Origin of the sequence: Haliea sp., assembly GCF_040221975.1 — a bacterium.
Taxonomy (GTDB): domain Bacteria; phylum Pseudomonadota; class Gammaproteobacteria; order Pseudomonadales; family Halieaceae; genus Haliea.
Genome location: NZ_JAVJWR010000009.1, coordinates 114,338 through 134,989, shown reverse-complemented (window position 1 = coordinate 134,989; position 20,652 = coordinate 114,338). Strand labels below are relative to the sequence as shown.

Below are 20,652 nucleotides of genomic sequence, written 5' to 3'. Positions count from 1 at the left end.
TCTGACTGGAAAAAGAACACTCACAGGAGTATGTTGGGAACCCTGCTTCCAAGAGGTAACACTGCATGCATCAGATTCTGGTGGTGGAAGACGAGTCGGTTATCAGGACCGCCCTGCGGCGCCTGCTTGAGCGCCATGATTACCAGGTTGCGGAGGCCGCGTCAGTACAGGAAGCAGAATCCAAGCACACCCTGACCGATTTCGACCTCATTGTTTCCGACCTGCGACTCCCCGGGGCACCGGGTACCGACCTGATCAAGAAAGCGGGCGATGTGCCGGTACTGATCATGACCAGCTACGCCAGCCTGCGCTCGGCAGTAGACTCCATGCGCATGGGGGCCGTGGACTATATCGCCAAGCCGTTTGATCACGGTGACATGGTCGCGGCCGTGGAGCGGATTATCGCTGACCACCCCACCAGCAGGGGGGCGCCTGCAGCCGTCGGCAACGCGAGCAATCGCGTCACCGGCATTATCGGCAATTGTCCCGCCATGGTGACCCTGTCCGAGCACATCCGCAAAGTCTCTCCCACCGATTCCACGGTACTGGTACTGGGCGAAACCGGTACCGGCAAGGAACTTGTCGCCCGCAGTGTGCACGAGCACAGCAAACGCGCCGATAAAACGCTGATCTGCGTAAATTGCGCGGCCATCCCCGATACCCTGATTGAATCGGAACTGTTCGGCTATGAGAAAGGCGCGTTCACGGGTGCCAACGCCAGCCGCATGGGGCTGATCGAGGCCGCCGACGGTGGCACCCTGTTCCTGGACGAAATCGGCGAGCTGCCAATGGAAGCACAGGCACGCCTGCTGCGCTTCATCCAGGAGGGGGAGATCCGCCGCATCGGCTCGGTTCACTCCCGCAAGGTCAATGTGCGCCTGATCTGTGCCACCCACCGCAACCTGCACGTGCTGTCGGCGGAGGGACTGTTCCGCCAGGACCTGTACTACCGGATCAATGTGCTGCGCCTGCATCTGCCGCCGCTGCGCGAGCGCGGCAAGGACATCCTGCACCTGGCCGAGAAGATGCTGCAGGTACAGTCCCAGCGCCTCGACAAGGGCCCCATGGAACTGTCTCCTCGCGCCATCCAGGCAATTACCACCTATCAGTGGCCGGGCAATGTCCGGGAACTGGAGCATGCCATAGAGCGTGCGGTGGTATTGTCGGAAACCAGCGAAATCGACAACGACGCCCTGGGCATAGACCTCGAACTGGTCAATATCAACCGGATTCGCGGGCATGGCAGCAACAGTGTACAGGTTCCGGCGCTGCACACCCCGCGCAGCATCACCTCGGATCCCACCGAAGACCTGTCTCTGGAGGATTACTTCCAGCGTTTTGTGCTGGAACACCAGGACTCAATGAGCGAAACAGAGTTGGCACAGAAACTGGGCATCAGCCGCAAGTGCCTGTGGGAGCGCCGCCAGCGCTTTGAAATTCCGCGCAAGAAAAGCTCGAGCGGCGGTGGCCGGCGCCGGAAAGCGGCCTCCTGAGCGTTACCACCCTCGCACGCTGTAACACCGGGTGGAGTAGAAGCGTAACAACTAACGGGAATTAGGCGCGAGCCAATCTTCTTGTTTTCAGGTAACCCTTTGTTTTTAAACACCTAATCAGTTTGTGGCACGGTGTCTGCAGTTATACGGGTGGCAGCAACAATAAAAATAACACCAAACGCCGCAATAACAATAACAGAGATACTATGGACCTGGACGGGGAAGAATTCTTCCCCTTCAATTTCAGGCCTGACGGCTTTAACAAGAACAATAGCATTGCCCGCATAACAATAATGTTCAACTGAGACCTGGATGGGGAAGACAACTGTCTTCCCCGTCACTTGCTTCTCGCTGCCCTCGCACCTCACCGGAATCGAGCCTTTGTGCTAAACTGCGCCCTGTTTTTCGTCTCGCACAAGGCAACTATCGCTTGAAGGTCATAGCCAGGGATCAGCACTGCATATCCCGCAAGAACATCAGTGACGGCGCTCTGAAAGTCATGGCGCGGCTGCGCAGCAGCGGCCACCAGGCCTATCTTGTCGGCGGCGCGGTGCGCGACCTCCTGCTGGGCGGCCACCCCAAGGACTTCGATATCGCCACCGATGCCACGCCGGAGGAAGTGCACGCGATATTCCGCAATTCACGCATCATCGGACGTCGCTTCCGCATCGTCCATGTGCGTTTCGGGCGTGAAGTCATCGAAGTCACCACATTCCGCGGCCACCATGACAGCGAACCGGACTCCAGCCGCGGCAAGGCCCAGTCCCACCAGTCCGATCAGGGGCTGTTGCTGCGCGACAATGTGTTCGGCACCCTGGAAGAGGATGCCGTTCGCCGCGACCTCACGGTGAACGCTCTCTACTACGACTCTGCGAGCTTCGCCGTCTATGACCACGTCCACGGCATGCAGGACCTGGAGCAACGCAGCGTTTGCATTATTGGCGATCCGGAGGTCCGCTTCCGCGAGGATCCCGTGCGCATGCTGCGGGTGGCGCGGTTTGCCGCCAAACTGGAATTCAGTATCGAGCAGGAAACCGCGGCCGCGATACCGCGCTGCGCCCATCTGCTGCGGGAAATCCCCTCCGCGCGCCTGTTTGACGAATTCCTGAAACTCTTCTTCTCCGGCTATGCCGAACGCACCCTGGAGGCACTGCTGGAGAACGATCTGCTGCGCTACCTGTTCCCGGACAGCGACTATGAAATCCGCCAGGACAACGTCGCCATGGCCCTGGTACAGGCCGCGATGCGCAGCACCGACCTGCGCATCCAGGCCGACAAGTCGGTCACGCCCGCCTTTTTGCTGGCAGCCCTGCTGTGGCCCGTGACCGACCGCCTCGCGGAGCAGTTGCGCGATCGCGGCGATCCACCCATGACGGCAATGCACAACGCCGCGCAACAGGTCATCGCCAGCGCCCTGCAGACCCTGTCCATTCCCCGCCGCTTCAGCATGCCGATGCGCGAGATCTGGGAATTCCAGTTGCGCCTGCAGCGGGGCAACACCCGCAAGGCCCGCGAACTGCTGCAGAACCGGCGCTTCCGTGCAGCCTACGATTTCCTGCTGCTGCGCGAGCAGGCCGGCGAAGAGACCGGGGATGTGGGGGCGTTCTGGACCGAACTCCAGACCCTGCCGGAAAACCAGAACCTGCCCATGCTTGACAGCGGCAGCGAAGAGGCAGGCGATGGCCCCGGTGGTCGCCCGCGCCGGCGCCGCCCGCGCAAGCGACGCCCCGCAACGTCCTGATGCCGATCGCCTACGTCGCGCTGGGCAGCAACCTCGATAACCCGGCACAGCAGCTGCAGGCTGCCTGTGACGCCATGGCGACCGAGGCGGGGATCCACATCATTGCCGGCTCCTCGGTGGTTCGCAGCGCCGCCGTAGGCCCCGGCCCACAGCCCGACTACCTCAATGCAGTGGTGGCCATCGACACCTCGCTGCCGGCAGAGACCCTGCTGGACCGATTGCAGGCCATGGAGCAGGCCCGGGGCCGGGAGCGCAGCGTCCGCTGGGGCCCACGCACCCTGGACCTGGACCTGCTGCTGTACGGCGACCGGCAAATCTGCTCGTCCAGGCTACAGGTGCCGCACCCGGCGATGGCGCAGCGCCACTTCGTCCTTTATCCTCTCGCCGAGCTGTGTCCTTCCGACCTGGTACTGCCTTCCGGGGAGACGCTGGCGGCACTGCTGTCCCGGTGCCCGGCGGACGGGCTCGAAGACAGCGGCATTACCCTTGAATATCACCTGCAGCACTGACGGGAGTTCCGGCCTTGAACGCAGACAAGCCGCCAACCGGCGTTGACCTGAAAGGCCGCAATCCGCCGCCCTATATTGCCGTGGAGGGCCCGATCGGGGTGGGCAAGACCACCCTCGCCCGCCGCCTGGCCGGCACCTTTGGCCACCAGACCCTGCTGGAGGACGCGGACCACAATCCGTTTCTCGAACGCTTCTACCGCAACCGCCGCCAGGCCGCCCTGGCCACACAGCTGTTCTTCCTGTTCCAGCGCGCGCAAAAGATCGAGGACCAGCGGCAAAAGGACATCTTCGCGCCCGTGCAGGTGGCGGATTTCCTGATCGAAAAGGATCCGCTGTTTGCCCGCGTCAATCTGGACAGCGACGAGTTCCAGTTGTACCAGAAAGTCTACCAGCAGTTGCTGATCGAGCCGCCGCGACCGGACCTCGTGGTGTACCTGCAGGCGCCCACCGATGTGCTCCTGGACCGCATCAAGGCCCGCGGCATTGCCCACGAAAAGGCCATAGAACGCGACTACCTGGAACGCCTGAACGAAGTGTACAGTGAGTTTTTTCTGTATTACGATGATGCTCCGCTGCTAATCGTCAATGCCAGCGAGATTGATCTCGCCAATGACGAACAGGATTATCGGCATCTGGTCGACTATCTGCTGGACATTCGCAGCGGCCGCCACTACTTCAATCCCACGTTCTTTGGATAATGCGACGCATGGGCAAGATCACCATTAGCACCCTGGACAAGTTGAAGGCGGCGGGAGAGAAATTCGTCTGCATCACGGCGTATGACGCCACCTTTGCCCGCCTGGTCTCGGAAGCGGGCGCGGAGACCATTCTCGTTGGCGACTCCCTGGGGATGGTTTTGCAGGGCCACGACAGCACTATCCCGGTGACCGTCGACCACATGGTCTACCACACCGAGTGCGTGTGTCGCGGGGCCCCCGATTCACTGGTTATTGCCGACCTTCCCTTCATGGGCCACGCCACCCCCGAGGTGACCATGGTCAATGCCGCGCGGCTGATGCGCGCGGGCGCGCAGATGGTCAAGATCGAGGGCGGCACCTGGCTGTCCGATACCATTTCCATGCTGGTGGAACGCGGCATACCCGTCTGTGCCCACCTGGGCCTGACCCCGCAGTCGGTAAACGCGATCGGGGGCTTCAGGGTCCAGGGGCGCACCCCGAAAGAAGCCAAGTCGATCCTGGCCGACGCAGTGGAGATCCAGGACGCAGGCGCCAGCCTGCTGGTACTGGAGTGTGTTCCCGCCCATTTGGCGACCGACATCAGCGACAAGCTCGACATCCCGGTCATCGGCATCGGCGCCGGCCCTGGTACCGACGCCCAGGTGCTGGTAATGCACGACCTGCTCGGCCTTTCCAGCCACAGCGCCCGCTTCGTGCAGAACTTCATGCAGGGCAGCGACAGCATCCAGGCAGCCCTGCAGGCATTTGTCACGGCGGTCAAATCCGGCACCTATCCGCGCGCAGAACACACCTATAGCTAGTGCCCCTAAAGCCATTGCCCGGGGCATTCCCTTGGGGCATACTGCCGGTCCGCTCGCGAACCGGCAACGATTCGCGGCACTCGACGACCAGGTTGTTCCGGTCTTGCGTCACCCTTACCGTGCTACGGGGGTCATGTAGATATGCGAACTTACACCAGCATTGCACCGCTGCAGTCGGCTCTCCGGAGCTGCCGCCAACAGGACCAGCGCATAGCCTTTGTGCCGACGATGGGCAACCTGCATGAGGGTCACTTGCAGCTTGTGCGACGCGCACGACAGCTCGCGGACGTCGTGATTGTCAGCATATTCGTCAATCCCCTGCAGTTCGGTCCCAGCGAAGACCTGGACGCCTACCCCCGCACCCTGGCGGCGGACAAGGAAAAACTGTTCAGCGAGGGCGTACAGTACCTGTTCGTGCCCGAAGTCGGTGAAATGTATCCGGAGGGCATGGCGCTGCAGACCCAGGTCCAGGTCCCCGACCTGTCGGAGACCCTGTGCGGCAGTAGCCGCCCCGGCCACTTTACCGGTGTGACTACGGTAGTCAGCAAGCTGTTCAATATCGTGCAGCCCGATGTGGCGGTATTCGGCGAGAAGGATTTCCAGCAGCTGTCGATCATCCGCAAGATGGTGCAGGATCTGTGCATGCCCATTCACATTGAGGGCGTGGCCACCGCGCGCGATACCGACGGCCTGGCGAAAAGCTCCCGCAACGGCTACCTGTCACCCGAGCAGCGCCAGCTGGCGCCACTGATCCACGATACCCTGGTCGGCTGCCGCGACGCCATTGCCTGCGGTTTCGACAATTTCCTGCAGCTGGAGTCGCATGCCCGCATGCAGCTGCTGCAGGCCGGTTTCGAGCCGGACTATTTCGCCATCCGCGACGCCCGCACCCTGCGCGCGGTCAACGAAAATACCGAAGAGGTCGCCATTCTCGCCGCCGCCCGCCTCGGTTCCACCCGTCTGATCGACAATGTCAGGCTGAACCTGAACCCGGTATCCGACTGGGGCATGCTCGCCTCACCCTGAATCCTCAGAGCGCCAGCGGGGGTATGCGGGCGTCGATCAGATGCGGCCCCCGGCCCTGCAGCGCTGTTTCCAGCTGCTGATTGAATTCTTCCGAGGTTCTGGCACAGCTGGCGCTGACACCCATGCCCTGGGCCATGGCGACAAAATCCATGTCCGGACTGCCGATGTCCAGAGAACTGGCGGCCTTGGGTCCGGGCTTGCCGCCGCGGGCGCCGGTGCGCAGGAATTCCAGCTCCAGAATGCTGTACTTGCGGTTGTTGAACAGCACCACCGTGATATCCAGGTGCTCCCGCGCCATGGTCCACAGGGCCTGGATGGTGTACATCGCGCTGCCGTCCCCCTCCAGGCAGATCACCTTGCGCTCGGGGCAGGCCAGCGCCGCACCCACGGCGGCGGGCAGACCCCAGCCGATCGAGCCCCCGGTCTGGTTGAGCCAGTCGTGGGGCTGGGCATTGGCCGTGAGCGGGAAGCAGGCCAGGCCCGCGGTAATGCCCTCGTCGACCACAATGGCATCTTCGGGCAGCAGGTGCGCCAGCGCCAGGGCCACCGAATTGGCGTCCAGTGCACCGCCGGGAAGCTCCGGCAACTCCAGGGGATGCACCTGCGGCACCGCGTCCACTGCATCCAGGGACTCCAGCAGGGTTTCCAGCGCCAGCTCGATGGCATCGTCAGGGCCGGCAAGTTGCAGTTGCTCACAGGTCTCCGGCGCAATCGCGCTGGCCACACCCGGGTAGGCGAAAAACGAGACCGGGCTGTCCGCGCCCACCAGGATCAGCTGCTCCAGATCCTTGAGACTGTCGATAGCGAGCTCCGCCAGGTAGGGCAAGCGCTCCACCATGCCGGTACCGGCTCCCCGGCGCACCCGGGTGGGGAAGGTCTCGGTCAGTATCCGGGCCCCGGTGGCCACGCCAATGCGACTGGCCAGCAGCGTCACCTCGCCGCTGATCTCGCGGCCACCCAGCATGATCGCGGTGCGCCTGCCTGACTGCAGCATCGCCAGCGCCTGCTGCAGGCGCGCGGCCGCGACCGGAGCAGGCGCGGCAACCTCGACTGCGGCCTGGGCACCGCCGGGATTATCCCCCCAGGACACATCCGCCGGCAGCACCAGGGTGGCGATCTGGCCTATCCCCGCCCGACGCACCGCTTCCGCGGCATCTTTGGCAATCGCATCCGCGGCCCCGGAAGAGTGCACCCAGTGCGACACCGGGCCGGCAATACCGGCGATATCCGAGGTCAGGGGGGCGTCATACTGCAGGTGGTAGGTCGCGTGGTCGCCGACGATGTTGACCATGGGCACGTGGCCCTTTTTGGCGTTGTGGATATTGGCCAGGGCGTTGCCCAGCCCCGGGCCAAGGTGCAGCAGGGTAGCGGCCGGGCTGCCGGTCATGCGCGCGTAACCATCCGCGGCGCCGCTGACCACGCCCTCGAACAGGCACAGCACACAGCGCATGCCCTCGACTTCATCCAGGGCGGCGACGAAATGCATCTCCGAGGTTCCGGGGTTGGTAAAACATATCCTGACGCCGTTGTTGACCAGCGTCGCGATCAGGCTCTCTGCACCGTTCATTCGTATTCTTCCTGTCGGTTTGGGTGGCATGCCACGGCTGCGAGCGCACAGTATACTGACACCCGGACAAGGATAAAAAGGAACATCCGCATGACACTTGCGACCCTGACCGGCTACGCCGGTCTGCTGGCGGCGCTGGCGCTGTTGATCTGGCTGGCGCTGCGCGGCATCAATATCGTGTTTGCCGCGCTGCTGAGCGCGACCGTGGTCATCGTCAGCAACGGCCTCCCGGTCGCCGCGGGGCTCGGTGACTACTTCGCCTTTGGGCCCCTGGGCGCATTTACCTTTGCCGGCCGCTTTTTCCTGCTGTTTGCCGCCGGCGCCATGTTCGGCCGCGTCATGGGCGACAGCCACGCAGCCTCCAGTATTGCCCTGGCCATGGTGCGCCGACTGGGGCCGACCCGGGTGCTGTGGATAACGGTGCTCTCTACCGCCCTGCTCACCTATGGCGGCGTCGTCGTGTTCGTGGTGATCTTCGCCATGTACCCGCTGGGGGTAAAGCTGCTGCAACAGGCGGATATTCCCAAACGCCTGTTTTGCGCGGCACTGGCGCTGGGGTCCGGCACCTTTACCCTCACCGCCCTTCCCGGTACCCCCTCCATCCACAACGTCATCTCCTCCGCAGCGCTGGGTACTGACCTGTTCGCCGGCGGCTGGCTCGGCGCTCTCGGCAGCCTGATCATGTTCGGGCTGGGCATGTGGTATCTGGAGACCCAGCGCCACCGGGCCATCGCCAGCGGTGAAGGCTTCCAGCCCGGCCCCATGGACCGGCACATTGCCATCGACCCGGGCGAGAGCGGCCATCCACACTGGGCGCTGGCCCTGCTGCCGCCGGTGCTGGTATTGAGTGCCATCCTGTTGCCACGGGTACTGACAGCCCTGCTGGGCGAAGGCACCGGGGCCGGGTACCAGCTGCTCGCCTTCGCTGCGTCGCAGCCGGTAATCTGGCCCAGCCTGGCACTGTTTGGCGGCACCCTGGTGGCGGTGCTGCTGTTCCGCGAAGTCCGGCACAAGGCCCTGCACAGTATCGGCGAAGGCACCCAGGACTCGATCCTGCCACTGATCAATACCGCGGCAGTGATCGGTTTTGGCGGCGTGGTAACCCACACCGATGGCTTTCAGCAGTTCGCCCAGCTGATGCTGGGCTCCGGCCTGCCGCCGCTGCTGTCCATGTTTACCTCCATCAGCATGATTTCAGCGATCACCGGCTCCGCCTCCGGCGGCCTGCAGATCTTCATGTCGACCATGGCGGACAGCTATCTGGCAATGGGCATTGAGCCGGCAACCCTGCACCGGCTGGCGACCATGGCGGCGGGCGGCTTCGATTCCCTGCCACACTGCGGGGCCGTGGTGGCCATGCTGACCATCACCGGGCTCAGCCACCGGGAGGCCTACCGGGATGTCGGGGTGGTCACGGTGGTGATTCCGGTGGTCGCCACACTCACCTGCATGCTGGTGGCCAGCCTGCTGTAGACAGGTACAAAAAAGGGCGCCGAGGCGCCCTGATTTGCTTTTACTGTAGGAGCGCACTCTGTGCGCGATCGCCCGCGGACAAGGTGAATGGCCGCGCAGCGGCCAGAGAGGGTGGCCTGGGCCAGCGGGCTCCCACAATCGCCCGCGGAGCGGGCTCCTACTCGTCGTCGACCACACCGACCGGCTCGGCGACGATGTCGTCCTCAAGCAACTCCTTGATGGAGAGCTTGATGCGGCCACGCTGATCCACGTCCAGCACCTTGACTTCAACTTCCTGGCCTTCCTTGAGGTGGTCGGACACATTTTCCACCCGCTCGTGGGCGATCTGGGAGATGTGCACCAGGCCATCCTTGCCGGGCAGGATGTTGACAAAGGCGCCGAAATCGACGATGCGCGCCACGGTACCCTTGTAGATCGCACCGACCTCCGCCTCTGCGGTGATCTCCTCGATCATGGCCACCGCCTTGTCGCGGGCCATTTTATCCTGGCCGAAGACACGGACAGCACCGCTGTCATCGATGTCCACGGTCGCACCGGAGGCCTCGGTGATAGCGCGGATAGTCGCGCCGCCCTTGCCGATGATGTCGCGGATCTTGTCGGCGTCGACTTTCAGGGTGATCATGCTCGGAGCATTGTCAGACATGACCTGGCGCGGCTCGCCGAGCACGGCATTCATCTGGCCGAGGATGTGCAGACGGGCCTGCTGGGCCTGCTGCAGGGCGATCTCCATGATCTGCTCGTTGATACCCTCGATCTTGATATCCATCTGCAGGGCAGTGACGCCATCGGCCGTACCGGCCACCTTGAAGTCCATGTCACCGAGGTGGTCCTCGTCGCCGAGAATGTCAGTCAGAACGGCGAACTGGTTGCCTTCCTTGACCAGACCCATGGCGATACCCGCCACTGGCGCACGCAGGGGCACACCGGCGGCCATCATGGCCATGGAGCCCACGCAAACCGACGCCATGGAGCTGGAGCCGTTGGACTCGGTGATTTCCGACACCAGGCGAATGGTGTAGGGGAAATCGTCAGCGCTGGGCAGCACCGCCGCCAGACCGCGGCGCGCAAGGCGTCCGTGACCCACTTCACGACGGTTGGTGAATCCGACCCGGCCCGCTTCGCCTACAGAATAGGGGGGGAAGTTGTAGTGCAGCATGAAGGGATCGCGACGCTCGCCTTCGAGTGCGTCGATGATCTGGGCATCCCGTGTGGAACCCAGCGTGACTGCACCAATGGCCTGGGTTTCGCCGCGGGTGAACAGCGCCGAACCGTGTACCTTGGGCAGAATATCCACTTCGCAGGCAATCGGACGCACGGTGCGGGTGTCGCGGCCATCGATACGGGGCTCGCCTGACAGTATGCGCTTGCGCACCATGTTTTTCTCAACCGCCTTGAACACGTCCTTGATCTCGTCTTCGCCGGGACCACCTTCCACTGCCAGCGCGGCCACGCAGGCGTTGCGAACTTCCCTGACGCGGTCGTAGCGCTGGGCCTTGTCGGTAATACGGTAGGCTTCGCCGAGGTCGTTCTTGACCTGGGCTTCCACGGCCGCGGTCAACTCTTCGTTCACCGCTGCGGGCTGCCAGTCCCAGCGCGGCTTGCCAGCTTCCGCCGCCAGCTCCTTGATCGCCTGGATCACAACCTGCATTTCCTGGTGGGCGAACAGCACAGCGCCCAGCATCTGGTCTTCGGACAGCTCTTTCGCCTCGGACTCCACCATCAGCACGGCGTGCTCGGTGCCGGCCACCACCATGTCCAGCCGGCTGTCCTTGAGCTGCTCGTAGGTCGGATTGAGGACATAACCGGTGTCCTCGTTGAACCCGACCCGGGCGCCACCGATGGGGCCGTTGAACGGGCAACCGGACACTGCCAGCGCCGCGGAGGTGCCGATCATGGCGGGGATATCGGGATCAATGTGCTTGTCCGCCGACATGACGGTACAGATCACCTGCACCTCATTCATGAAGCCATTCGGGAACAGCGGGCGAATGGGACGGTCGATCAGGCGCGAGGTCAGAGTCTCTTTCTCGCTGGGGCGGCCTTCACGCTTGAAGAAGCCGCCGGGAATCTTGCCGACCGCGTAGGTCTTTTCCGTGTAGTGCACGGCCAGGGGGAAGAAGGGCTGGTTCGGCTTGGCGGTCTTCTCCGCAACTACCGTCACCAGAACTGAGGTGTTTTCAACGGTAACCAGAACCGCGCCGGTTGCCTGCCTGGCAATACGACCCGTTTCCAGCGTGACTGTCTGGCCACCGTACTGGAATGTCTTTTTTACTGGATTCACATTCTTTCTCCAATGCTATATATGACTACCGGGGCGCAGGGCCCCGGTATGTGGTACTGCCTATCGACGCAGACCCAGACGCTTGATCAGCTCGAGGTAGCGCGCAGCGTTCTTGCGCTTGAGGTAGTCCAGCAACTTGCGGCGCTGGTTCACCATGCGGATCAGGCCGCGGCGGGAGTGGTGATCGTGCTTGTGTGCCTGGAAGTGGTCCTGCAGCTGGATGATGTTTGCTGTCAGCAACGCAACCTGTACTTCCGGGGACCCGGTGTCACCCTCGCTGGTCTGGTACTCTTTGACGATCTCTGCTTTCTTTGCAGCTTCTAAAGCCATGTCGATTTCCTCTTGTGTAATCTGCCTGAGCCACCCCGCTCCTGTGCGGTCCGGTGGCAGTCAATAAAAAGAGCCTGTCCGTGCAGATTTACAGACAGGTTCGTGTCACCTCCCAGTGACTATCAGGCGACGCGGCGCTACGCGCCCGTCGTCCAATATCTCTCCCACGCCCAGAAACTGTCCCGTTTCCAGGGCGACGCGCACCATACCACTGTGGGGCGCGTTTGGCACCAGAACCGGCTGGCCCTGGCGCAGATAGAAGCCGCCGGACTCGGTCAGGCGCACCATCGGCAGTGCGTCCAGCGCCGTGTCGGCGGGCAGCAGCAGCGCATCCATCTGCGCCAGCTGCTCATTGTCTTTCAGCGTCTCCAGGGTCTGCAGGCTCACGCAGTGCTCCAGCGTGAATGGCCCCGCCCGGGTCCGCCGCAGGGCGCTGACGTAGGCTCCGCAACCCAGCGCCGCACCCAGATCCTCGGCGATGGAGCGCACGTAGGTGCCCTTGCTGCACTCGAGGTACACATCCACCTCGGCGCGGGTTCCGGGCCTGAACTCGCGCATCTCCAGCACGTCGATACGCACCCTGCGTACCTTGCGCTCGACCTCCTGGCCCTTGCGCGCCAGCTTGTACAGCGGCTGGCCCTCGTGCTTGATCGCCGAATACATCGACGGTATCTGCTCGATGTCACCCCGGAACGCCTGCAGAGCGCTTGCCAGCTGCTCCCGGGTGAGAGCACTGGCATCGCGGCTGGCGACCACTTCGCCCTCGGCATCGCCGGTAGTCCGGCTCTCCCCGAGGACGAAGGTGCTGGCGTAGGCCTTGTCCGCGTCCAGCAGGTACTGCGAAAACTTGGTCGCCTCACCAAAGCACAGCGGCAATACCCCGGTTGCGAGCGGATCCAGGCTCCCGGTGTGGCCCGCCTTGGCAGCAAAGTATAGCCACTTTGCACGCTGCAGGGCCTTGTTCGAGCTCATCCCCGGGGGCTTGTCCAACACCAGAATCCCGTCCAGTACCCGGCCCTTGCGCTGTCGGGCCACTAACTGCCCCCACCGGGTTCTTCATCCTCGCGCAGGCCCAGTTCACGGTCGGCCTCCGCAGCGCGGCGGATGAGATCCTCCATCTCGCGGCCGCGGCCGACACTGCTGTCAAAATAAAACCGCAGCTGCGGCACACTGCGCATGTTGCTGTCCCTGGACAGCCGCGTGCGCAGGTACCCCGCCGCCTTGTTCAATACTTCCGCAGCTTCCTTCGCCTCCTCGGCGCAGTCGCTTTCCAGGCGGGTAAAGTAGACCTTGGCATAGCCCAGGTCACGGCTGACGTCGACGCCGGTGATGCTCACCATGCCGATGCGAGGATCCCGCAGCTCCAGCTGGATCTGTTGCGCCAGTTCGCGTTGCAGGTAATCGGCAACGCGCTGGGTACGACTGTATTCCTTGGCCATGGCTTTGCCGCCCTACAGGGTGCGGGCAAACTCCTTCACTTCGTAGACTTCGATCAGATCGCCGGGCTTGACGTCATTGTAGTTCTTGACGCCGATACCGCACTCCACGCCGTTGCGCACTTCGCTGGCTTCGTCCTTGAAGCGGCGCAGAGACTCCAGTTCACCCTGGTAAATCACTACATTGTCGCGCAGGACCCGGATCGGCCGCGAGCGATAGACCGTGCCTTCGATGACCATGCAGCCGGCGATGGCGCCGAACTTGGGCGAGCGGAATACATCGCGGACCTCGGCAATGCCGAGGATCTCCTCGCGCATCTCCGGCGCCAGCATGCCGGTAAGCGCATCCTTGACGTCGTCTATCAGGTCGTAGATCACGTTGTAGTACCGCAGGTCCACGCCTTCCTGTTCAACCAGGCGACGGGCGGCATTGTCCGCCCGCACGTTGAAGCCGAAGACCACGGCGCCGGAGGTAATCGCCAGGGTTATGTCGGTTTCAGCGATACCGCCGACCCCGCCAGAGACCACGTTGACCTGTACCTCATTGTTGCCCAGGTCCAGCAGTGCGCTCTGGATGGCTTCCAGGGAGCCGCGCACATCGGCCTTGACCACCACATTGAGGGTTTTCTTCTCGCCGGCGGTCATGCTTTCGAACATGTTGTCGAGTTTCGCCGCCTGCTGTCGCTGCAGCCTGGTATCGCGGGTCTTGTCCTGACGGTACTGGGCGATTTCCCGGGCTCGCTTCTCGCTCTCAACCACTGCAAACAGGTCGCCGGCATCCGGGGTGCCGTCGAGACCGAGAATTTCCACCGGGATACTCGGCCCGGCGCTGTCGATAGGCTCGCCATTCTCATCCAGCATGGCGCGCACGCGGCCATACTGCAGGCCCGCCAGCACGATATCGCCCTGGCGCAGGGTGCCGTTCTGGATCAGCAGTGAAGCCACCGGGCCGCGCCCCTTGTCGAGGCGCGACTCGATCACGATACCCTGGGCAGGCACGTCGCGCGGCGCCTTCAGCTCCAGCACCTCGGCCTGCAGCAGCACGGCGTCCAGCAGATCGTCGATACCGTCGCCGGTATGGGCAGACACTTCGATGAACTGGGTATCGCCACCCCAGTCTTCGGGGATGACGTCCTTGGCCGCGAGTTCGTTCTTGACTCGATCCGGGTCCGCGCCTTCCTTGTCCATCTTGTTGATCGCCACGATCAGCGGCACCTTGGCGGCGCGGGCGTGCAGCACGGCCTCCTCGGTCTGTGGCATGACGCCGTCGTCGGCCGCCACCACCAAGATCACGATATCGGTACTCTTGGCGCCGCGGGCACGCATGGCAGTAAACGCCGCGTGACCGGGAGTATCCAGGAAGGAGATCATGCCGTGGCCGGTCTCCACATGATAGGCCCCAATATGCTGGGTAATCCCGCCCGCCTCGCCGGAAGCGACCTTGGCCTTGCGGATGTAGTCCAGCAGCGAGGTCTTGCCGTGGTCGACGTGGCCCATGACGGTAACCACCGGCGCCCGCGGCTCCGGAGTCCCCTCGTGCTGGGACAGGGTCTCTTCCAGTTTGTCTTCCAGCGCATCGGCACTGATCAGCTTGGGTTTGTGGCCCATTTCCTCGACCACGAGGATCGCGGTGTCCTGGTCGATCATCTGGTTGATGTTCGCCATCACCCCGAGCTTCATCAGCTCCTTGATGACTTCGCCAGCCTTGACCGACATCTGCTGGGCCAGACCGCCAACGGAGGTCATGTCGGCCAGCTCGACTTCGTGCACTTTTCTCTCGGTCGGCATTTCGAATCCATGTTTGGAGTGTTCGGCGTGGGAGGAACCCGAACCACGCACTTTCTTGCGCCCGCCGCGGCGGCGCATGATGCCGGACTCGGCTGCTTCCAGGTCGGACAGCGACAGGTTGTGCCCGCGCTGCTTGCCGCGGCCACCGGGGGAGTTGCGATCAATGCGGCCCTTGGCCGCCTTCTTGCGCTGCTCTTCGGTCTGCGCCGGCGCCGGGGCGTCGTGCAGACGCTTGGGCTGCTTGCGTGCAGCCGCCTCTTTCTCGCGTTCGACCTTGGCCGCCGCTTCCGCTTGCACGCGCTCTTCTTCGGCCTTGCGAGCTTCCAGCACAGCCTTGCGGGCCTCGGCTTCCGCCGCCTCGCGGGCCTGCCGGCGCATCATGGCACGCTGGCGCAGGACTTCCGGGTCCAGATCCTTTTCGTCTTCCGCTTCCAGCTCGGGCTCAGGCTCGGGTTCCGGGATTGCAGCCATCGCGGCAGCCACTGCCACGCGCTCTTCCTCGGCCCTGGCCGCAGCCTCGGCCTCGGCCTCGGCAGCGGCTTTTGCTTCCGCCGCGGCCTGGGCCTCGATTTCGCGAGCTGCCGCCTCGGCGGCAGCAACATCCTGCATCTCGGACCCGGCGTCCGCCGCGTCGCGCTTCACGTAGGTGCGCTTCTTGCGCACCTCGACGTTCACCGTCTTCCGGCCCTGAGAGCCGGTAGTGCGCAGGGTGCTGATGGTCTTGCGCTTCAGGGTGATCCGCTTGGGCGCAGCATCGGCTTCACCGTGACTGCGTTTCAGGTAGGCCAGCAGGGTCTGTTTGTCTTCTTCAGACACAGCTTCACCGGCAGCCGCGTGAGGCAGACCCGCTTCCTTCATCTGCGTCAGCAGACGATCCACGGGTGCTCCCACTGTCTCTGCGAGTTGCTGTACTGTCACTTGCGCCATGCAATATTCTCCTTGATCCCGTGAAGCCCTGATGCCTTGAGGTGTTGTGTCCAGGTCTCGCTGGCCTATTCACTCTCCTCGGCAAACCAGGGTGCGCGCGCTGTCATGATCAGCTCTCCTGCGCGCTCCTCGGTCATTTCCGGAATATCCATCAGTTCGTCAACGCCCAGCTCTGCCAGGTCCTCCATGGTAATCACGCCGCGACTGGACAGCACATAGGCCAGATGGCGGTCCATACCGTCCATCTCCAGCAGATCCTGGGCTGGCTCGGTAGCGCCGAGCTGCTCCTCGGAGGCGATAGCCTGGGTCAACAGGGCGTCCTTGGCCCGGGCGCGCAGCTCCTCCGCGATGTCCTCGTCAAAGCCTTCCACCGCGGTCATTTCTTCCAGCGGCACGTAGGCGACCTCCTCCAGCGTCGTGAAGCCTTCCTCGACCAGGATTTCCGCCACCTCGTCGTCAATATCCAGCTGCTCAATGAACATCTGGATGACTTCGCCGGCTTCTGCTTCATGTTTCTCGGCGGCCTCCTCGGTGCTCATCACATTGATGGTCCAACCGGTGAGCTCGCTGGCCAGGCGCACATTCTGGCCGGAGCGGCCAATCGCCTGGGCCAGGTTGTCCGCGGCTACCGCCACTTCCATGGTGTTGCTGTCCTCGTCGACCACGATGGACTCGACCTCTGCCGGGGACATGGCATTGATCACCATCTGCGCCGGATTGTCGTCCCACAGAATGATGTCCACGCGCTCGTTGTCCAGCTCATTGGAAACCGCCTGGACCCGCGAGCCGCGCATGCCGACGCAGGCACCTACCGGATCGATGCGCTGGTCGTTGGTCTTCACCGCGATTTTCGCGCGCGAACCCGGATCCCGGGCCGCGGCGCGGATCTGGATCACTTCCTCGGAGATCTCGGGCACTTCAATCTTGAACAGTTCAATCAGCATTTCCGGGCAGGACCGGCTCAACATCAACTGCGGGCCGCGGGTCTCGGCGCTGATTTCCTGCAGTATCGCGCGCACGCGGTCGTTGACCCGGAAGGTCTCGCGACCCACCAGCTGGTCGCGCGGCAACAGGCCCTCGGCATTGCTGCCAAGATCGACAATAACGTTGTCGCGCGTCACTTTCTTGACCGTGCCCGCAACCAGCTCGCCGACACGGTTGCGGTACTGCTCGACCACCTGCGCACGCTCGGCGTCCCGCACCCGCTGCACAATCACCTGCTTGGCAGTCTGGGCGGCGATACGGCCGAAGCCGACATTCTCGACTTCCTCCTCGAAGACGTCACCAGGCTTCAGCGCGGGGTCCTTCTCGATCGCTTCCTCGGTAGTGAGCTGCGTGCCCAGCAGCGCCAATTCATCGTCCGGCACCACCAGCCAGCGACGCAGCGTGACATAGTCACCGGTTTTGCGATCAATCCTGACCTCAATATCGGCTTCCTCGTCATAGCGCTTCTTGGTCGCTGTTGCCAGCGCCAGCTCGATCGCCTCGAAAATGATGTCCTCGGACACTCCCTTCTCGTTCGAGACGGCCTCAGCCACCATCAGGATCTCTTTAGTCATTCGTAGCCTCGCCAGTTACACTGACCGCACCCTGGATGCGGGGATGAATTCGCGCCTTGTCGACAGCGCTGTAGGGCAACAGATACTCGTGGTCATCAATCCGGACCACCACATCCTCGCCCTCGATACCTTGCAACACGCCCTTGAAATTGCGGCGCCCTTCATAGGGCCGACGCAGGCGCAGCTCTACCACTTCGCCGACAAACTCCGGGAACTGGTCCAGCCGGAACAGCAGCCGATCCATGCCGGGCGACGACACTTCGAGGGTGTATTCACCGACGATCGGGTCCTCGACGTCCAGCACGGCGCTGACCTGGCCACTCACTCTGGCGCAGTCGTCCACGGAAATACCCGCCTCCGCATCAATATAGATGCGCAGCACGCTGTGCTTGCCCTGTGACAGGTACTCTATACCCCAGAGCTCAAAGCCCAGGGCAGCTACTGTAGGCTCCAGCAGCTCGAGCAGTTCCTGTTGTTTGGTCGCCAATCCGACTCCACTCAACTCAAAAACTTTTTTCGCGGATACGAAAAAGCCCCATGAAGGGGCCTTTGCGAAACGTGCCGTCAATTCGGAGCGGACGACACGTGTGTTGGTAGCGGGGGCCGGATTTGAACCGACGACCTTCGGGTTATGAGCCCGACGAGCTACCAGGCTGCTCCACCCCGCATCAAAACTTTCCCGACATGAAGGCCCCTCGGCACTTCATAGTGGGCTGAACCAACTTAACCAGCCCAAATTCGAGGTTGGAGATTATAGATACCTGCAGGGCACTGGTCAACTCCCCGCGCAGTTAAAACGCACTAAATTTACTCCCGGCGTTTCCGCAGCGCGCAGATATCCAGCTTACCCCTGCTGTTGCACCTGCTGGTCGATCGCCCCGAACAGGCTGTTGCCGTCGGCATCCAGCATTTCCAGCCGCACCCGGTCCCCGAACTGCATGAACGGAGTCGTCGGCTTGCCATCACGAATCGTCTCGATCATGCGGATCTCGGCGATGCAGCTGTAGCCCAGGCCACCATCCGCCACCGGGCGTCCCGGGGTACCGTCGTCATCCTTGTTGGATACTGTGCCCGAGCCAATGATGGTGCCGGCGCACAGGGGCCGGGTTTTCGCCGCGTGGGCGATCAGGGTCGGGAAGTCGAAGGTCATGTCGACACCGGCATTGGCCTTGCCGAACAGCTCGCCATTGTAGCTGACGCGCAGCGGCAGGTGGAGGCGCCCGCCGTCCCAGGCCTGGCCCAGCTCGTCAGGGGTAACACAGACCGGGCTAAAGGCGCTGGAGGGCTTGGACTGGAAGAAGCCGAAGCCCTTGCCCAGCTCCGCGGGTATCAGGTTGCGCAGGGAAACGTCGTTGACCACCATCAGCAGGCGAATCCCGGCGGCCGCCTGCTCCGGGCTCGCCCCCATGGGGACATCGCCGGTAATCACCGCGACCTCGCCCTCGAAGTCGATACCCCAGGCGCTATCGGCCATGACAATGGGATCGCGGGGTCCGAGAAAGCTGTCCGAACCGCCCTGGTACATCAGCGGGTCAGTCCAGAAGCTCTCCGGCATCTCCGCGCCGCGAGCCTTGCGCACCAGTTCCACGTGATTCACGTAGGCCGAGCCGTCCGCCCACTGGAACGCCCGGGGCAGCGGCGAGGCGCAGGCCTCCTCGACAAAGGCCTCACCGGCCCCGTTCTCGACCTGCTCTGCGAGGCGCTCGAGCACGGGCTGCTGCTGCTCCCAGTCATCGAGGGCCTGCTGCAGAGTCATTCCCGCCGGCAGGCAACGCTGCAGGTCCCTGGATACGACGACCAGGGCGCCGTCGCGGCCCTTCTTCAATGATGCCAGCTTCATGCCTTTTGCTCCTGTTTCCCGTTCATGGAGTCCTGCCCGCTGCCCCCGGAATTGCCGAGTACGCCGCGCGCCACCTGGTCCCGCTCAATGGATTCAAACAGGGCCCTGAAATTGCCCTCGCCGAAGCCGTCGTCATCCTTGCGCTGGATAAATTCGAAGAACACCGGGCCCAGCAGGTTGGCCGAGAAAATCTGCAGCAGCAGGCGCGGCGTACCACCCTCCGTGTTGCCGTCCAGCAGTATGCCACGCGACTGCAGTTCCGCCACCGGCTCGCCGTGACCGGGCAGGCGCTCTTCCAGCATGTCGTAATAGGTGCCGGGCGGTGCCGGCATAAAGGTCATGCCGGCGGCCTTGAGGCGGTCGTAGCAGGCGAGGATATCGTCACAGGCGAGTGCGATATGCTGGATGCCCTCCCCATTGTAGGCCATCAGGAATTCCTCGATCTGGCCGCCGCCCTTGGCCTCCTCGTTGAGGGGAATCCTGATCTTGCCATCCGGAGCAGTCATGGCCTTGGACAACAGTCCAGTGTACTCGCCCTTGATATCGAAGTAGCGGATCTCACGGAAATTGAACAGCTCTTCATAGTATTTCGCCCAGAACCCCATGCGACCGCGGTAGACGTTGTGGGTCAGGTGGTCCAGGGTATGGAAGCCGAGCCCCGCGGGCTTGCGTTCCACCCCCTCCAGCCAGTGGAAATCGATATCGTAGATACTGTGCCCTTCCTGATAGCGGTCTATCAGGTACAGGGTGGCACCGCCAATACCCTTGATCGCCGGCAGCCGCAGCTCCATCGGACCGGTTTCGACATGCACCGGCTGGGCGCCGTTCTCCAGCGCGCGATTGTAGGCCAGGGTCGCATCCTTGACCCGGAACGCCATGCCGCAGGCCGAAGGGCCGTGCTCGCGACCGTAATACCAGGCATGACTGCGAGGCTCATAGTTGCTGACGAAATTGATATCGCCCTGGCGCCACAGCGCCACGGCTTTGGTGCGATGGACTGCAACACGGGTGAAACCCATGGCCTCGAACACGGGCTCCAGGATGCCGGGCTCCGGTGCGGTGAATTCCACGAACTCGAAGCCGTCCAGGCCCATGGGATTTGCAAACAAGTCGGCCACTGGCCACCTCCTGAGTCAAATGCTGCTGCCCGCCGAGAGCTGCGGACTGCTTGGCCGGCGAGTATA

At 63.1% G+C, this 20,652-nt stretch carries 18 protein-coding genes and 1 tRNA gene; 7 read left to right on the top strand and 12 right to left on the bottom strand.

The genetic code is table 11. From position 1 onward, the window contains the following. The first annotated feature begins 65 nt into the window (after window positions 1-65). Window positions 66-1,493, top strand: coding sequence for a sigma-54-dependent transcriptional regulator (locus tag RLO07_RS02940; RefSeq protein ID WP_462290644.1), 1,428 nt, complete (start codon window positions 66-68; stop codon window positions 1,491-1,493). A 113-nt stretch (window positions 1,494-1,606) separates the two neighbouring features. On the opposite strand, the gene RLO07_RS02935 is transcribed toward RLO07_RS02940, so the two are convergent. Further along, the gene (locus tag RLO07_RS02935; protein WP_462290643.1) at window positions 1,607-1,834 is read right to left on the bottom strand and encodes a hypothetical protein; all 228 of its coding nucleotides are present in this window, start codon (window positions 1,832-1,834) and stop codon (window positions 1,607-1,609) included. Window positions 1,835-1,923: 89 nt separating this feature from the next. On the opposite strand from RLO07_RS02935, the gene pcnB reads away from it, so the two are divergent. From pcnB to panC, 5 genes are all read left to right on the top strand, one after another. Then, a complete protein-coding gene (gene pcnB / locus RLO07_RS02930) occupies window positions 1,924-3,234 on the top strand; it encodes a polynucleotide adenylyltransferase PcnB (protein ID WP_462290642.1) in 1,311 nt (436 codons plus the stop codon). Continuing rightward, window positions 3,234-3,743 (top strand): 2-amino-4-hydroxy-6-hydroxymethyldihydropteridine diphosphokinase, encoded by a 510-nt coding sequence (gene folK / locus RLO07_RS02925; protein WP_462290641.1) that lies wholly within the window; start codon window positions 3,234-3,236, stop codon window positions 3,741-3,743. The genes pcnB and folK overlap by 1 nt, the downstream gene beginning before the upstream one ends. 14 nt (window positions 3,744-3,757) lie before the next feature. Next, window positions 3,758-4,441, top strand: coding sequence for a deoxynucleoside kinase (locus tag RLO07_RS02920; RefSeq protein WP_462290640.1), 684 nt, complete (start codon window positions 3,758-3,760; stop codon window positions 4,439-4,441). An 8-nt stretch (window positions 4,442-4,449) separates the two neighbouring features. Then, window positions 4,450-5,241: a 3-methyl-2-oxobutanoate hydroxymethyltransferase gene (gene panB, locus RLO07_RS02915; RefSeq protein ID WP_462290639.1), complete on the top strand. Its 792-nt coding sequence runs from the start codon at window positions 4,450-4,452 to the stop codon at window positions 5,239-5,241. Window positions 5,242-5,382: 141 nt separating this feature from the next. After that, on the top strand, window positions 5,383-6,267 hold the full coding sequence (panC, locus tag RLO07_RS02910; protein WP_462290638.1) for a pantoate--beta-alanine ligase: 885 nt from the start codon (window positions 5,383-5,385) through the stop codon (window positions 6,265-6,267). A 4-nt stretch (window positions 6,268-6,271) separates the two neighbouring features. Here the strand turns inward: panC and RLO07_RS02905 are convergent, their stop codons facing one another. Next, window positions 6,272-7,834: an acetolactate synthase large subunit gene (locus tag RLO07_RS02905; RefSeq protein ID WP_462290637.1), complete on the bottom strand. Its 1,563-nt coding sequence runs from the start codon at window positions 7,832-7,834 to the stop codon at window positions 6,272-6,274. Window positions 7,835-7,924: 90 nt separating this feature from the next. On the opposite strand from RLO07_RS02905, the gene RLO07_RS02900 reads away from it, so the two are divergent. Beyond that, complete coding sequence (locus RLO07_RS02900; protein WP_462290636.1) at window positions 7,925-9,307, top strand: GntP family permease; 1,383 nt, start codon at window positions 7,925-7,927, stop codon at window positions 9,305-9,307. Window positions 9,308-9,464: 157 nt separating this feature from the next. Here RLO07_RS02900 and pnp read toward each other — a convergent pair whose 3' ends face one another. The 10 genes from pnp to hppD all read right to left on the bottom strand — a co-directional run bounded on the left by pnp (window position 9,465) and on the right by hppD (window position 20,586). Continuing rightward, window positions 9,465-11,588, bottom strand: a complete 2,124-nt coding sequence (pnp, locus tag RLO07_RS02895; RefSeq protein ID WP_462290635.1) for a polyribonucleotide nucleotidyltransferase — start codon at window positions 11,586-11,588, stop codon at window positions 9,465-9,467. Between the two features lie 60 nt (window positions 11,589-11,648). Further along, the gene (gene rpsO, locus RLO07_RS02890) at window positions 11,649-11,918 is read right to left on the bottom strand and encodes a 30S ribosomal protein S15 (protein ID WP_462290634.1); all 270 of its coding nucleotides are present in this window, start codon (window positions 11,916-11,918) and stop codon (window positions 11,649-11,651) included. A 105-nt stretch (window positions 11,919-12,023) separates the two neighbouring features. Next, entirely contained in the window at window positions 12,024-12,953 is a 930-nt protein-coding gene (gene truB / locus RLO07_RS02885) for a tRNA pseudouridine(55) synthase TruB (RefSeq protein ID WP_462290633.1), read from the bottom strand. Further along, window positions 12,953-13,357, bottom strand: a complete 405-nt coding sequence (gene rbfA, locus RLO07_RS02880; RefSeq protein ID WP_462290632.1) for a 30S ribosome-binding factor RbfA — start codon at window positions 13,355-13,357, stop codon at window positions 12,953-12,955. The genes truB and rbfA overlap by 1 nt, the downstream gene beginning before the upstream one ends. A 12-nt stretch (window positions 13,358-13,369) precedes the next feature. Beyond that, window positions 13,370-16,069 (bottom strand): translation initiation factor IF-2, encoded by a 2,700-nt coding sequence (infB, locus tag RLO07_RS02875; protein WP_462290631.1) that lies wholly within the window; start codon window positions 16,067-16,069, stop codon window positions 13,370-13,372. 65 nt (window positions 16,070-16,134) lie between these two features. Continuing rightward, a complete protein-coding gene (gene nusA / locus RLO07_RS02870) occupies window positions 16,135-17,628 on the bottom strand; it encodes a transcription termination factor NusA (RefSeq protein ID WP_462290630.1) in 1,494 nt (497 codons plus the stop codon). Next, the gene (gene rimP, locus RLO07_RS02865; RefSeq protein WP_462290629.1) at window positions 17,621-18,115 is read right to left on the bottom strand and encodes a ribosome maturation factor RimP; all 495 of its coding nucleotides are present in this window, start codon (window positions 18,113-18,115) and stop codon (window positions 17,621-17,623) included. Before rimP ends, nusA begins: the two co-directional genes overlap by 8 nt. Window positions 18,116-18,219: 104 nt before the next feature. Further along, a tRNA-Met gene (locus RLO07_RS02860) sits at window positions 18,220-18,296 on the bottom strand. 176 nt (window positions 18,297-18,472) lie between these two features. Beyond that, on the bottom strand, window positions 18,473-19,468 hold the full coding sequence (locus tag RLO07_RS02855; RefSeq protein ID WP_462290628.1) for a fumarylacetoacetate hydrolase family protein: 996 nt from the start codon (window positions 19,466-19,468) through the stop codon (window positions 18,473-18,475). After that, complete coding sequence (hppD, locus tag RLO07_RS02850; protein WP_462290627.1) at window positions 19,465-20,586, bottom strand: 4-hydroxyphenylpyruvate dioxygenase; 1,122 nt, start codon at window positions 20,584-20,586, stop codon at window positions 19,465-19,467. Before hppD ends, RLO07_RS02855 begins: the two co-directional genes overlap by 4 nt. Between the last annotated feature and the right edge of the window lie 66 nt (window positions 20,587-20,652).